This is a genomic window from Streptomyces sp. NPDC007863, from assembly GCF_040633895.1.
Taxonomy (GTDB): Bacteria; Actinomycetota; Actinomycetes; order Streptomycetales; family Streptomycetaceae; genus Streptomyces.
In genome coordinates this window covers 403,897-417,127 of record NZ_JBEYEI010000003.1, presented here as the reverse complement: position 1 = coordinate 417,127, position 13,231 = coordinate 403,897, and the positions used below count along the sequence as shown (strand labels likewise).

The following is a 13,231-nucleotide window of genomic DNA, read 5'->3' as shown; positions in this document are numbered from 1 at the left end:
GCGCCGGGCCCGTACGCGTCGCGGCCAGCCGTTACGCGATGCGGTCCAGGACGATCGGGCTCGGGGTGAAGGCGGTGCCCTCGGGGGCGATGTCCCAGGCGGCGTCCAGGGACTTCAGGGCGTAGTCGAACTTCTCCGGGGTGTCCGTGTGGAGGGTCAGCAGGGGCTGGCCCGCCGTCACCGTGTCACCCGGCTTGGCGTGCAGCTCGACGCCCGCGCCGGCCTGCACCGGGTCCTCCTTGCGGGCGCGGCCGGCGCCGAGGCGCCAGGCGGCGATGCCGATGTCGTACGCGTCGAGGCGGGTCAGGACGCCGGAGGCGGGGGCCGTGACGACGTGCTGCTCGCGGGCGACCGGGAGGGTCGCGTCCGGGTCGCCGCCCTGCGCCGCGATCATCCGGCGCCAGACGTCCATCGCCGAGCCGTCCTTGAGGGCCTTCGCCGGGTCGGCGTCCTTGATGCCGGCCGCGGCGAGCATCTCGGCGGCGAGGGCGACCGTCAGGTCGACGACGTCCTTCGGGCCGCCGCCCGCGAGGACCTCGACGGACTCGCGGACCTCCAGGGCGTTGCCGGCCGTCAGGCCGAGCGGGGTCGACATGTCGGTGAGGAGCGCGACCGTCTTCACGCCGCTGTCGGTGCCGAGCGCGACCATGGTGGAGGCCAGCTCGCGGGCGTCCTCGATGGTCTTCATGAAGGCGCCGGTGCCGACCTTGACGTCGAGGACGAGGGAGCCGGTGCCCTCGGCGATCTTCTTCGACATGATCGAGGAGGCGATGAGCGGGATCGCCTCGACGGTGCCGGTCACGTCGCGGAGCGCGTACAGCTTCTTGTCCGCGGGGGCCAGGCCGTCGCCGGCCGCGCAGATGACCGCGCCGGTGGTGTCGAGGACGTGCAGCATCTCCTCGTTGGAGAGCAGGGCGCGCCAGCCGGGGATGGACTCCAGCTTGTCGAGGGTGCCGCCGGTGTGGCCGAGGCCGCGGCCGGAGAGCTGCGGGACGGCCGCGCCGCAGGCGGCGACGAGCGGGGCGAGCGGGAGGGTGATCTTGTCGCCGACGCCGCCGGTGGAGTGCTTGTCGGCGGTCGGGCGGGAGAGCGCGTCGAAGTTCATGCGCTCGCCGGAGGCGATCATGGCCGCCGTCCAGCGGGCGATCTCGTCGCGGTTCATGCCGTTGAGCAGGATCGCCATCGCCAGGGCGGACATCTGCTCGTCGGCGACCGCGCCGCGGGTGTAGGCGTCGATGACCCAGTCGATCTGCTCCGGGCTCAGCTCGCCCTTGTCCCGCTTGGTGCGGATGACGGAGATGACGTCCATGTCGTGGTGCCTCTTTCTACGCGCATAGAGGGGGGAACGGAAGGAGCGGCCCTTCCATCGTGCCGGAAGGGCCGCTCCGGTGTGCTACTTGGCGAGGTGATCGGGGCCGAACGCCTGCGGCAGCATCTCCGCCAGGGTGAGGAACCCGGCGGGCGTCTCCAGGACGAGCTCGGCGCCGCCGAACTCGTACAGGAGCTGCCGGCACCGGCCGCAGGGGACCAGCGGCTCGCCCCGGCCGTCCACGCACACGAAGTGGGTGAGCCGGCCGCCGCCGGTGGCCTGGAGCTGCGAGACCAGGCCGCACTCGGCGCAGAGGCCGAGCCCGAAGGAGGCGTTCTCGACGTTGCAGCCGGAGACCGTCCGGCCGTCGTCGACGCGGGCGGCCGCGCCGACCGGGTAGCCCGAGTACGGGGCGTAGGCGCGGGCCATCGCGGCCCGGGCCTCCGTCCGCAGGGCCTCCCAGTCGGGCCCGTCGGCGGGCGTCGTCACTTGCCCTGGCCCTTCCGGTAGGGCAGGCCGTCCGCCTTGGGCATCCTCAGCCGCTGTGCCGACAGGGCGAGCACGAGCAGGGTGGTGACGTACGGGGCGGCGTCGACGAACTGGCTCGGGACCTCGTCGGTGAGGGCGTACCAGAGGAAGAAGCCGACCGCGAAGACCGCGGAGATCACGGCGGGCACGTACCTCTTCTTGTACAGCTGCCAGGCGGCGGCGAGCACCAGGAGCAGGGCGACGAGCAGCAGCAGCGCGTGGACGTTCTCGGCGCCGCCGCGCAGCTTGAGGCTGTCGGTGAAGCCGAAGAGGCCGGCGCCGAGCGCCATGCCGCCGGGCATCCAGTTGCCGAAGATCATCGCGGCGAGGCCGATGTAACCGCGGCCGCCGGTCTGGCCCTCCTGGTAGATGCCGGTGGCGACGATCGCGAGGAAGGCGCCGCCGAGGCCGGCGAGGGCGCCGGAGGCGGTGACCGCGATGTACTTGTACTTGTAGACGTTGACGCCGAGGGACTCGGCGGCGACCGGGTTCTCACCGCAGGAGCGGAGCCGCAGGCCGAAGGCCGTGCGCCACAGCAGCCACCAGGTGGCCGGGATCAGCAGGATCGCGACGACGGTGAGCAGCGACAGGTTGGTGACCAGGCCGCCGAGGATGCCGGCGATGTCGGAGATCAGGAACCAGTGCTTCTGCTGGAGGTCCTGGAGCCAGTCCGACAACCCCGGGATGGTGATCTGGGTGATCTGGTCGATGCGCGGGGACTGCTTGGAGGAGCCGCCCTCGGCCTCGCCGAACGTGAAGTTCGACAGGTACATCGTGAAGCCGGCCGCGAGGATGTTGATCGCCACACCGGAGACGATGTGGTTCACGTTGAAGGTGACCGTGATGATCGCGTGCAGCAGACCGCCGATGGCGCCGCCGATCAGGCCGAAGAGGACGCCCACCCAGGGGCCCCACTGGTAGCCGGCCCAGGCACCGAACCAGGTGCCGAGGATCATCATGCCTTCGAGGCCGATGTTGACGACGCCCGCGCGCTCGGACCACAGGCCGCCGAGGCCGGCGAGGCCGATCGGGACGGCGAGCTGGAGCGCGCCGGAGACCTGGCCGACGGAGGTCAGGTCGTCGGCGCCGGAGATGACGCGGACGAGCGAGAAGAGGACGAGGCCGGCCGCGACGATCAGCAGGATCCACGGCCAGGTGAGCTTGCGGCGCCCGGTCTTCTTCGGTGCGGCGCTCGGCTTGGCGGCGGTGGCGGTGCTCATGCCGAGACCTCCTTGTCGGTCTTGAGGGCACCACCGGCGGCGAGCTCCTCGCCGACCTTCTGCTGCTGGCGGCGGGTGCCGTAACGGCGGACGAGTTCGTAGGAGACGACCACGGCGATCACGATGATGCCCTGCATGATCTGCGTGATCTCCTTCGGGTAGCCCGAGACGTCCAGGTTCGAGGACGCCTTGTCGAGGAACGCGAAGAGCAGGGCCGCGAAGAGGATGCCGACCGGGTGGTTGCGGCCGAGCAGCGCGATCGTGATCGCGGTGAAGCCGACGCCGACCGGGAAGGAGAGGCTGTACGTGTGGGTGTCGCCGAGCAGCGTCGGCATGCCGGAGAGGCCGGCGAGCCCGCCCGAGATGAGCATCGAGGTGAGGATCATCCGCTTGGCGTCGACGCCGCTGGCCTGGGCCGCCGACTCGCTCTCGCCGGTGGCGCGCAGGTCGAAGCCGAAGCGGGTGCGGTTGAGGACGAACCAGTAGACGACGCCGAGGGCGAGGGCGACGAAGGTGAAGCCGTAGATCACGCCGTTGCCCTGGCCCATGTCGATGCCGGGGAACCAGCCGGACTCGGCGATCTCACCGGTGGTGAGGTCGTTGGAGCCCTCCGGCTGGACGCCGAAGTTGTCCGGCAGGATCAGCCAGGCGATCAGGGAGGTCGCGATGGCGTTCAGCATGATCGTCGAGACGACCTCGGAGACGCCGCGGGTGGTCTTCAGGATGCCGGCGATGCCGGCCCAGAAGGCACCGGTGAGGATCGCGACGACCACGATCAGCAGGATGTGCAGCGGGCCGGGCAGCTCGACCGCGGCGCCGACCACGGCCGAGACCATCGCGGCGAGGCGGTACTGGCCGTCGACGCCGATGTTGAAGAGGTTCATCCGGAAGCCGATGGCGACGGCCAGGGCTGCCAGGTAGTAGATCCCCGTCTGGTTGACGATCAGGACCTGGATGTCCGAGTAGCCGGCGTTCTCGATCATCAGCTGGATCGGCTCGATCGGGTCGAGACCCGTCGCGAGCAGCACCAGCATGGTGAGCACGAACGAGGAGACGAGCGCGAGCACCGGGCCGGCGGCCCCGATGATCAGCTTGTCCTTGTCGATCTTCATCATCGGGCGTCACCGTCTTCGGACTGCTCGGACTGCTCGGGCTGCTCTTCGCCGCCTTCGAGGTGGCCGCTGGCCGCGCCGGTCATGGCGGAGCCCAGCTGCTCGGGCGTGATGGTGGCGGGGTCCGCGTCCGCGACGAGCTTGCCGCGGTACATGACCCGGAGGGTGTCGGAGAGGCCGATCAGCTCGTCGAGGTCGGCCGAGATCAGCAGGACGGCCAGGCCCTCGCGGCGGGCGTCGCGGATCGCGTCCCAGATCTGCGCCTGCGCGCCGACGTCCACACCGCGGGTGGGGTGGGCGGCGATCAGGAACTTGGGGTTGTGGCTCATCTCGCGGCCGACGATCAGCTTCTGCTGGTTGCCGCCGGAGAGGGAGGCCGCGGTCACGTCGATGCCCGGGGTGCGGACGTCGTACTCGCGGACGATCCGCTCGGTGTCCTGGCGGGCGGCCTTCGGGTCGAGGATGCCGCGCTTGGAGTTGGGCGCCTCGGTGACGTGGCCGAGGATCCGGTTCTCCCAGAGCGGGGCCTCCAGGAGCAGGCCGTGGCGGTGGCGGTCCTCGGGGATGTAGCCGATGCCGCCCTCGCGGCGCTTGCGCACCGGGAGCGCCGAGATGTCCGCGCCGTCCAGGCTGATGGCGCCGGCGTCGGGCGAGCGCAGGCCCATCAGGGCCTCGATCAGCTCGGTCTGGCCGTTGCCCTCCACGCCCGCGATGCCGAGGATCTCGCCCTTGTGGATGGTGAGCGAGACGTCGTCGAGGAGCTTGCGGCCGACCGCGACCTCCTCGTGCACCGTCACGGCGGCGGCCGGGTCGGCCGGGGCGGCGGTGGTCAGCGGGGCGCCGGTGGTGCCGCCCTCCAGGAGGGTCAGCCCCTTCACCTGGAGCATGGCGACGTCGGTGACGGTCGACTCGCGGGTCTCCGGGGAGGGCAGCTCGCTGCCGACCATCAGCTCGGCGAGCTGCTTGGTGGTGGCGGTCCTGGGGTCGGCGGTGCCGACGGTGGTGCCGCGCCGGATGACGGTGATGTCGTCGGCGACCTTCAGGACCTCGCCCAGCTTGTGCGAGATGAAGATGACGGTGAGGCCCTCGGCCTTGAGCTCGCGCAGGTTGTCGAAGAGCGCGTCGACCTCCTGCGGGACGAGCACGGCGGTCGGCTCGTCGAGGATGAGGATCTTGGCGCCGCGGTAGAGCACCTTGAGGATCTCGACGCGCTGCCGGTCGGCGACGCCGAGGTCCTCGACGAGGGCGTCGGGGCGGACGCCGAGGCCGTACGCGTCGGAGATCTCCTGGATCTTCCTGCGGGCCTTGGCGCCGATCCCGTACAGCTTCTCGCCGCCGAGGACGACGTTCTCCAGGACGGTGAGGTTGTCGGCGAGCATGAAGTGCTGGTGCACCATGCCGATGCCGCGCGCGATGGCGTCACCGGGGCTGGAGAAGGTGACCTGCTCCCCGTCGATGGCGATGGTGCCCTCGTCCGGCTTCTGCATGCCGTAGAGGATCTTCATGAGGGTCGACTTGCCGGCGCCGTTCTCGCCGATCAGAGCATGGACCGTGCCCTTGCGGACGGTGATCGCGATGTCCTTGTTGGCGACGACGCCGGGGAAGCGCTTGGTGATGCCGTGGAGTTCCACGGCAGGGGGGCTGGACGCGTTGATGACGCACTCTCCTTGGCCGAAAGGAGTGGGAGCGGAGGGCAGGGCGGGGCGAAGTTATCGTGCCGGTGCGACATCTACACGCGTAGCGCTGCCGAAAAGTGAAAACCCGTACGGGAATGGGCCCGGGGCCCGGTCCTGGTGGGAGTCCCACCGGGGCCGGGCCCGCGGGCAACTGGTCTGGAGCCGCGCGCCTTACGGGGCGGTCTTGACCGTGATCTTGCCGTCGATGATGTCCTGCTTCGCCTTGTTGACCGCGGCGATGAGGTCCGTCATCTCCTTGTACTTCGGGTTCGAGTCGGCGAGGCCGACACCGTCGGTGGCGAGGCCGTAGCGGACCTCACCGGTCTGCGGCTTGCCGTCCTTGACCGACTTGATCAGGTTGTAGACGGAGTCGGAGACGTCCTTGGTGACCGAGGTCAGGATCGAGTCCTTGTACGCGGCGAGACCGGCCTGGTTGTACTGGTCGGAGTCGACGCCGATGGACCACTTGCCGGCCTTGGAGGCGGCCTCGATCGCGCCGGAGCCGGCGAGACCGGCGGCGGCGTAGACCACGTCGGCGCCCTTGTCGAGCTGGCCCTGGGCGGCGGCCTTGCCGAGGTCGGGCTTGGCGAAGCCGTCGAAGTTCGGCGGCTGGGTCAGGTACTGGGTGAGCACCTTCGCCTTGGGGTTGGTGTCCTTGACGCCCTGGACGTAGCCCGCCTCGAACTTCTTGATCAGCGGGACCTCGACACCGCCGATGAAGCCGACCGTGCCGGTCTTGGACGCCTTGGCGGCGGCGACGCCGGCCAGGTAGGAGCCCTGCTCCTCGTTGAAGACGAGGTTGGCGACGTTCGCGCCGGTCACCGAGGTGTCGTCGATGATGCCGAAGGTGGTCTTCGGGAACTGCGCGGCGACCTTCTTGATGGCCGGGGCGTAGGCGAAGCCGACACCGATGACCGGGTTGTTGCCGGCGCGGGCCAGCGAGGTGAGGCGCTGCACCTTGTCGGCGTCGCTCTCGCCGGACGACGGCTCGGCCTCGGCGCCCTTGACGCCCAGGTCGTCCTCGGCCTTCTTCAGACCCGCGTAGGCGGCGTCGTTGAAGGACTGGTCGCCGCGGCCGCCGATGTCGTACGCGATGGCGGCCTTGGCCGTCTCCGAGTCGGAGCCGGAGCCGCCCTCGGAAGAGGACTTGCCACAGGCGGTGACGGAAAGCGCGAGCGCCGCGGAGGCGATGCCCACGGTGGTGATCCTGGTGATCCGGCGCAAGAGGAGGGTCCCTTCAAGACTGACCGAAAGCGCCTCTTCCGGCGCTGGCTTTGCGGCGATCGTAACGCGCGTAGATGTCAGTTAAAGACCCGTTCATGAGTCGTTACCGTATCGACGCGAACCCACGGGTCACAGTACCCGTGCACACTTCGCGATCAAGGCGCAACCCCGTGTCATCAGCCGAGATGGGGGTGCCGCCCCCTCGCCTGGCGGGAGGGGGCGGCACAGGTCCCGGCCGGATTCAGCGCGCGCCGTCGGCGTCGATCAGGGCGGCGGCGGTGAAGAGCTCCACGGCGGTCTGGACGCACCGCTCGTCGACGTCGAAGTCGCCCGCGTGCAGGTCGCGGACGCGGGGGTCGCCGGGGGTGCGGACGCCGAGCCGGGCCATCGCGCCGGGCACGTGCTCCAGGTACCAGGAGAAGTCCTCGCCGCCGAGGCTCTGCTCGGTGTCCTCGACCGAGTCGAGGCCGCGGCGGGCGGTCATGGCGTCCCGGAGCAGCTCCACGATCACCGGGTCGTTGACGACCGGGGGGACGCCGCGGACGTAGTTCACGGTGGACTTGGCCCGGTGCAGGGCCGCGACCTCGTCGACGGCGGCGTGCACCAGGTCGGGCGCGTCGTGCCAGGCGGGCAGGTCGAGGCAGCGGACGGTGCCGGAGAGTTCGGCGTGCTGCGGGATGACGTTGGGCGCGTGGCCGGCCTCGATCCGGCCCCAGGTGACCGAGAGGCCGGAGCGGGCGTCGACCCGGCGGGCGAGGACGGCGGGCACGTCGGTGGCGATCCGGGCGGCGGCCGTGACCAGGTCGGTGGTGAGGTGCGGGCGGGCGGTGTGGCCGCCGGGGCCGTCGAGGGTGATCTCCAGACGGTCGCAGGCCGAGGTGATGGGGCCGGTGCGGATGCCGATCTTCCCGACGTCGACCTTCGGGTCGCAGTGGACGGCGATGATCCGGCCGACGCCGTCGAGGACGCCGGCCGCGACCGCGTCGGCCGCGCCGCCGGGCAGCACCTCCTCGGCGGGCTGGAAGATCAGCCGCACCGGGCGCGGCAGCCGGCCCTCGCGCGCCAGCTCGGCGAGGACGAGCCCGGCGCCGAGGACGGTGGTGGTGTGCACGTCGTGGCCGCAGGCGTGGGCGCGGTTGGGCACGGTGGAGCGGTACGCGACGGTCTTGGCGTCCGGGATCGGCAGGGCGTCGAGGTCGGCGCGGACGGCGAGCATGGGGCGCCCGCCGTCCCAGGTGCCGATGTCACACATGAGTCCCGTGCCGCCCGGGAGGACGCGCGGCGCCAGGCCGGCCGCCTCCAGGCGGGCCTTGAGCGCGGCGGTGGTACGGAACTCCTGGTTGCCGAGCTCGGGGTGCATGTGCAAGTCCCTGCGGAAGGCGATGAGTTCGCCGCGCAGGGAGGAGGACAGCGTTCCGGGCAGGGTGACGGATCCGGGCTCACGGGACTTCAACTGGTTCACCCTTTGAAGCGTAGGCCCATCCGGTGATCAACTGCCTGTCGATCACGAAAAGTTCAGCCCGTTAGGGTAAAGAATCTCGGTTTACCGCGCATGGGACACACTCCGTATGGGTATGGTCACCCGAATTCGAGCCGGTCGACCGCGGAAGCGTTCCGCGGAGTGAGCCGGTCCGCCCCCGACGCCGTACCGGCGACGCCCGCCAGGAAGCCCTGCGCGCGCGGCGAGGCGGTGGCCTTCAGCCACTCGGGCGCGATCTCGCAGACCGCGACCTTCACCCCGGTGCCCGCCAGGGCGAGCGGCAGGGTGTGCACGACGGTGGACGGGAAGCTGACGATGGTGGCGCCGATCGGGCCGCGCCGGGCGATCAGCTCCAGCGGCAGCTCGGGACGGACCACCTGGAGCCCGGCCTCGACCGCGATCCGGTGCAGCTTCTCCGGGCTCTCGCGGCGGTGCGCGAAGTAGCGGGTGGCGCCGTGGGCGCGGGCGAGCTGCCCGACGACCCGCAGATAGTGGTCCGCGTCGATCACCCCGGTCTCGACGAGCGAGGTGCCCACGAGATCGGCGCCGCCGGTGAGCGGCGGCGGGCCGAACCGCTCCCGCGTCCACGCGTAGGCGTTCTCGGTGACCTCGGTGCCGGGCGGCGCCTGCACGGGCAGCGAGGTGAAGATCTCGACGGTCCTGCCGGGGCCCGGGGCGAGCCGGCGCCGGGCCAGCGAGGTGACCGGGGCGAGCAGCAGCTCGCGCGGCCCCAGGTCGCCCTTGCGGTGCCAGCGGACCAGCCGCTCCCCGCCCGCGAGCTGGGCGGCGAACTCCATGGTCGCGGTGCCGTCGTCGACGACGGTGACGTGCCGCGGCCCGAAGAGCGTCAGCAGCAGCTGGACGTAGCGGGAGAAGGGATCGCCGACGACCACCCGCTCGGCGGCGCGCAGCGGCCCGCCGAGCTCCCGCAGGGTGCGCACCAGCGCGCCGCGGCCGGCCCGCGCCTCCTGCCAGTGCACCTCGAAGCCCTCGTCCCGGGCGAGCTGGGCCATCCGGCGCAGCTGGCCGCGCGACATCGGGTCGTTCGGCGAGAGGACGACGATCCTGAGGTCGTCGGGGGTGCCGGGTTCCGGCGCCGGGACGGTGCCCGGCGCCGGGGAAGGAGCGGGCGCGGGGGCGGCGGCCGGGGCGTGACCCCGGCCGCGCGCGTGCGCCCACTCCAGGACGTTCAGGAGCTGGACGGGGCTCTCGACGAACGCCAGGCGGCCGGTCATGCGGAGACGGGCTCCAGGACGCGGCGGAGCTTCTTCATCGGGCCGAGCTCCGACTCGTACACCTTCTTCACGCCGTCGCCGAGGGCGGTCTCGATGGTGCGGATGTCGCGGACGAGGCGCTCCAGGCCCTGCGGCTCGACGGAGGCGGCCTGGTCCGAGCCCCACATGGCGCGGTCGAGGGTGATGTGGCGCTCGACGAAGGTGGCGCCGAGGGCGACGGCGGCGAGGGTGGTCTGGAGGCCGGTCTCGTGGCCGGAGTAGCCGATCGGGACGTTCGGGTACTCCTCCTGCAGCGTCTGGATGACGCGCAGGTTCAGCTCCTCGGCCTTGGCCGGGTAGGTGGAGGTGGCGTGGCAGAGCAGGATGTTGTCGCTGCCCAGGACCTCGACGGCGTGGCGGATCTGCTTCGGCGTCGACATGCCGGTGGAGAGGATGACGGTGCGGCCGGTGGCGCGCAGCTCGCGCAGCAGCTCGTCGTCGGTGAGGGAGGCGGAGGCGACCTTGTGGGCGGGGACGTCGAACTTCTCCAGGAAGGCGACGGCCTCGGTGTCCCACGGGGAGGCGAACCAGTCGATGCCGCGCTTCCTGCAGTGCTCGTCGATCTGGCGGTACTCGTCCTCGCCGAACTCCACGCGGTGGCGGTAGTCGATGTACGTCATCCGGCCCCAGGGGGTGTCGCGCTCGATGTCCCACTGGTCGCGCGGGGTGCAGATCTCCGGGGTGCGCTTCTGGAACTTGACGGCGTCACAGCCGGCCTCGGCGGCCACGTCGATCAGCTTGAAGGCGTTCTCGAGGTCGCCGTTGTGGTTGATGCCGATCTCGCCGGTGATGTACACGGGCTGACCCGGGCCGGCGGTCTTCGAGCCGAGGGTGCGCAGACGGGAGTTCATGGTGGTGCTTCCTTCAGTTCGGGAGAGGGGTGGGGGTGGGGGTGTTCAGCTCGGGTCCGAGGAGCCAGGCGGCGATCTCGCGGATCGCTCCGAAGCCGCCCGGGGTGGCGGTGACCGCGCGGGCGGCCGCCCGGACGGAGTCGTGGGCGCTGCTCACCGCGACGGGCCAGCCGACGAGGTGGAAGCAGGGCAGGTCGTTCACGTCGTTGCCGGCGTAGAGGACGCGCGCCGGGTCGATCCCCTCGGCCTCGCACCACTCCTTGAGGGCGAGGTCCTTGCGGTCGATGCCGTGCAGGACGGGGATCTTCAGCTTCCGGGCGCGGGCGGCGACGACGGGGTTCTGCTCGGTGGAGAGGATGAGGACGGGCAGTCCGGCGCGGCGCAGGGCCGCGATGCCGAGGCCGTCGCCGCGGTGGGCGGAGACGAACTCCCGTCCCTCCGCGTCGAGGTGGACCCGGTCGTCGGTCTGGGTGCCGTCGAAGTCGAGGACGACCGCGTCGACGTCGGCGAAGGACGGGGTGGCCGGCTCGTCGAGGAGCGGGGCCAGGGCCTTCGCGCGGGCCAGGTCGTGCGGGTCGTCGATCTCCAGGACGCGGGCCGGGTCGGTGACGACGAGCGCGGTGCGGCCGAAGAAGCGGTGCCCGTGGGTACGGAACCCGGCCGCGTCCATCGCGTAGACGGCGCCCGTCTCCAGGTACTCGGCCTCGCGGTCCTGGCGGCGCGGGCGGTGCGCCTTGTCGTGGTTGACGCCGGTGGCGCCGTCCGCCGTCCCCCGCCAGAGGAAGCCGTGCGAGGGGGCGGCGGTGAAGGCGGTGTCGGCCTCCCCGTCGACGATCCGGGCGACGGCCTCGGCGACCTCGCCGGAGGTCAGGAAGGGGCTGGTGCACTGGACGAGGAGGACCACGTCGGCGGTGCGGCCCGCGGTGGCCTCGAAGGCGTCCAGGGCGTGCAGCACGGCGGACTCGCTGGTGGCGGTGTCGCCGGCGATGGCGGCGGGGCGCTGCACCGCCTCGGCGCCGAAGGAGCGGGCGGCGGCGGCGATGGCGTGGTCGTCGGTGGAGACGACGACGTCGGTGACGCCGACCGCGCCGAGGCAGGCCCGGACGGCCCGGCCGACCAGCGGGATCCCGGCGACCGGGGCGAGGTTCTTGGCGGGGACGCCCTTGGAGCCGCCCCGCGCGGGGATGACGGCGAGCACGGTGGGGCTCGGCTTCTTCACGGTCATCACAGTTCTCCCAGGCGTCGGACGACGGGGGCCACGCGCTGCACGCCGTGGCGGTAGGCGCCGCGCGCCGCCTCGCGGACGATCCGGCGCAGCCCGCTGTCGCGGACCGGCGGCGCGGTGACGTCCAGGCGGTGGCGGGCGAGGATCCCCGGCAGGTAGCCGGGGGCCGTCTCCGCGGTGTAGTAGGGGCTGATCGGGGGCAGGCCGGGCAGCGCGAGGAGCTTCGCGACGCGCTCCCGGGCGGCGTCGAAGGCGGAGTCGTACCCGCCGTCGGAGGCGACGCCCTGCCGGGACAGCCACTCCTCGTCGGGCTCGGGCACCTCGCCCCGGTCGAGCCGGTCGAAGGAGGTGAGGAGGCCGGAGCCGATGAAGTGGTGGTTGCCGTTCACCTCGCGGACCCCGCAGTCGGTCAGGATCGCGGTGGGGATCCGCCGGTGCAGGGCCTCCAGGGCGGCCGTGGAGGAGACGGTGACCAGCAGGTCGGTGCGGTCCAGGACCTCGCCCATGTGCCCGTACACCAGACGGAAGTTGGCGGGCGGATCGAGGTCGCGCACCAGCCGCTGGTACGGGTGCTCCTCCAGGTGCGTGGTGTGCTCGCCCGGCTTGGAGCGGAGCTTGAGGAGGACCTCGCGCTCCGGGTGCAGCCGGGCGTGCCGGACCAGGCGCTCCAGGACGTACGCCCGCTCGTTCCGGGTGACCGGGACGGACGGCTGGGCGGCGAACACCAGGGTGTCGCGGCCCTCCTCGCGGCGGTGCGGGGCGCCGCCGAGGAACGGCAGGGCGGCCTCGACGACCGACTCGGCGCCCGCGCCGACCCCTTCGTACACGGCGCGGAACCGCTCCGCGTCGTGACGGGAGTTGGCGAGGACCACGTCGGCGCCGTGGCGCAGGAGCAGCCCGTCGGCCAGCTTCTCGTAGACGACGCCGACGTAGCCGGTGACGATCACCGGCCGGCGGTCGAGACCGAGGTCGGCGAGGCCCTGGAGGACGGCCCGGACGGTGCCGCCGACCAGCGCGAGGACCACGACGTCGTACCGCTCGCCGCGCGCCTCCGCGTCCCGCACCTCGCGCAGGAACTCCGCGCCGGTCACCTCGCGCGGGGCGGCCGTGGAGGCCCCCGTCTCGGCGAGCTGGCGGGCGGTGGGGGTGGCCCGGCCGCGGAGGACGAAACCGGTCGGCTCCTTCTCGGAACCTGAGGCGTCCGCCGGGGTGATGCGGCGCGCGGTGAGCGCACCCCATTTCCACCGGGTGTCGGAATCCGCGAGTACGGCGACCCGTACCGCTTCACTGGAACTTGCTGGCACGTCGAGGACGCTAGAAGTCCATTCCGGT

At 71.9% G+C, this 13,231-nt stretch carries 11 protein-coding genes; all 11 read right to left on the bottom strand.

Going from position 1 to position 13,231, the window contains the following annotated elements; genetic code table 11:
* Nucleotides 1-31: 31 nt before the first annotated feature.
* Nucleotides 32-1,309, bottom strand: a complete 1,278-nt coding sequence (locus tag ABZ621_RS07080) for a thymidine phosphorylase (RefSeq protein WP_360601509.1) — start codon at nt 1,307-1,309, stop codon at nt 32-34.
* Between the two features lie 84 nt (nt 1,310-1,393).
* On the bottom strand, nt 1,394-1,798 hold the full coding sequence (locus ABZ621_RS07075; RefSeq protein WP_360601507.1) for a cytidine deaminase: 405 nt from the start codon (nt 1,796-1,798) through the stop codon (nt 1,394-1,396).
* Complete coding sequence (locus ABZ621_RS07070) at nt 1,795-3,057, bottom strand: ABC transporter permease (protein ID WP_360601505.1); 1,263 nt, start codon at nt 3,055-3,057, stop codon at nt 1,795-1,797. The genes ABZ621_RS07075 and ABZ621_RS07070 overlap by 4 nt, the downstream gene beginning before the upstream one ends.
* Complete coding sequence (locus ABZ621_RS07065; protein ID WP_360601503.1) at nt 3,054-4,172, bottom strand: ABC transporter permease; 1,119 nt, start codon at nt 4,170-4,172, stop codon at nt 3,054-3,056. Before ABZ621_RS07065 ends, ABZ621_RS07070 begins: the two co-directional genes overlap by 4 nt.
* A complete protein-coding gene (locus tag ABZ621_RS07060) occupies nt 4,169-5,824 on the bottom strand; it encodes an ABC transporter ATP-binding protein (protein ID WP_360601609.1) in 1,656 nt (551 codons plus the stop codon). Before ABZ621_RS07060 ends, ABZ621_RS07065 begins: the two co-directional genes overlap by 4 nt.
* 192 nt (nt 5,825-6,016) lie before the next feature.
* Nucleotides 6,017-7,069, bottom strand: coding sequence for a BMP family ABC transporter substrate-binding protein (locus ABZ621_RS07055; RefSeq protein ID WP_360601501.1), 1,053 nt, complete (start codon nt 7,067-7,069; stop codon nt 6,017-6,019).
* A 241-nt stretch (nt 7,070-7,310) separates the two neighbouring features.
* On the bottom strand, nt 7,311-8,531 hold the full coding sequence (locus ABZ621_RS07050) for an amidohydrolase (RefSeq protein WP_360601499.1): 1,221 nt from the start codon (nt 8,529-8,531) through the stop codon (nt 7,311-7,313).
* Nucleotides 8,532-8,647: 116 nt separating this feature from the next.
* Entirely contained in the window at nt 8,648-9,784 is a 1,137-nt protein-coding gene (locus ABZ621_RS07045) for a hypothetical protein (protein ID WP_360601497.1), read from the bottom strand.
* Entirely contained in the window at nt 9,781-10,674 is an 894-nt protein-coding gene (locus ABZ621_RS07040) for an N-acetylneuraminate synthase family protein (RefSeq protein ID WP_360601495.1), read from the bottom strand. The genes ABZ621_RS07045 and ABZ621_RS07040 overlap by 4 nt, the downstream gene beginning before the upstream one ends.
* Nucleotides 10,675-10,687: 13 nt before the next feature.
* Nucleotides 10,688-11,899 (bottom strand): acylneuraminate cytidylyltransferase, encoded by a 1,212-nt coding sequence (locus ABZ621_RS07035; RefSeq protein WP_360601493.1) that lies wholly within the window; start codon nt 11,897-11,899, stop codon nt 10,688-10,690.
* The gene (locus tag ABZ621_RS07030) at nt 11,899-13,203 is read right to left on the bottom strand and encodes a DUF6716 putative glycosyltransferase (protein ID WP_360601491.1); all 1,305 of its coding nucleotides are present in this window, start codon (nt 13,201-13,203) and stop codon (nt 11,899-11,901) included. Before ABZ621_RS07030 ends, ABZ621_RS07035 begins: the two co-directional genes overlap by 1 nt.
* Nucleotides 13,204-13,231 lie beyond the last annotated feature (28 nt).

Bases quoted from the DNA above. Each gene is read 5' to 3' on its own strand.
- ABZ621_RS07080 (WP_360601509.1), bottom strand. From the start codon at position 1,309: ATGGACGTCATCTCCGTCATCCGCACCAAGCGGGACAAGGGCGAGCTG.
- ABZ621_RS07040 (WP_360601495.1), bottom strand. From the start codon at position 10,674: ATGAACTCCCGTCTGCGCACCCTCGGCTCGAAGACCGCCGGCCCGGGT.
- ABZ621_RS07035 (WP_360601493.1), bottom strand. From the start codon at position 11,899: ATGACCGTGAAGAAGCCGAGCCCCACCGTGCTCGCCGTCATCCCCGCG.
- ABZ621_RS07065 (WP_360601503.1), bottom strand. From the start codon at position 4,172: ATGATGAAGATCGACAAGGACAAGCTGATCATCGGGGCCGCCGGCCCG.
- ABZ621_RS07070 (WP_360601505.1), bottom strand. From the start codon at position 3,057: ATGAGCACCGCCACCGCCGCCAAGCCGAGCGCCGCACCGAAGAAGACC.
- ABZ621_RS07045 (WP_360601497.1), bottom strand. From the start codon at position 9,784: ATGACCGGCCGCCTGGCGTTCGTCGAGAGCCCCGTCCAGCTCCTGAAC.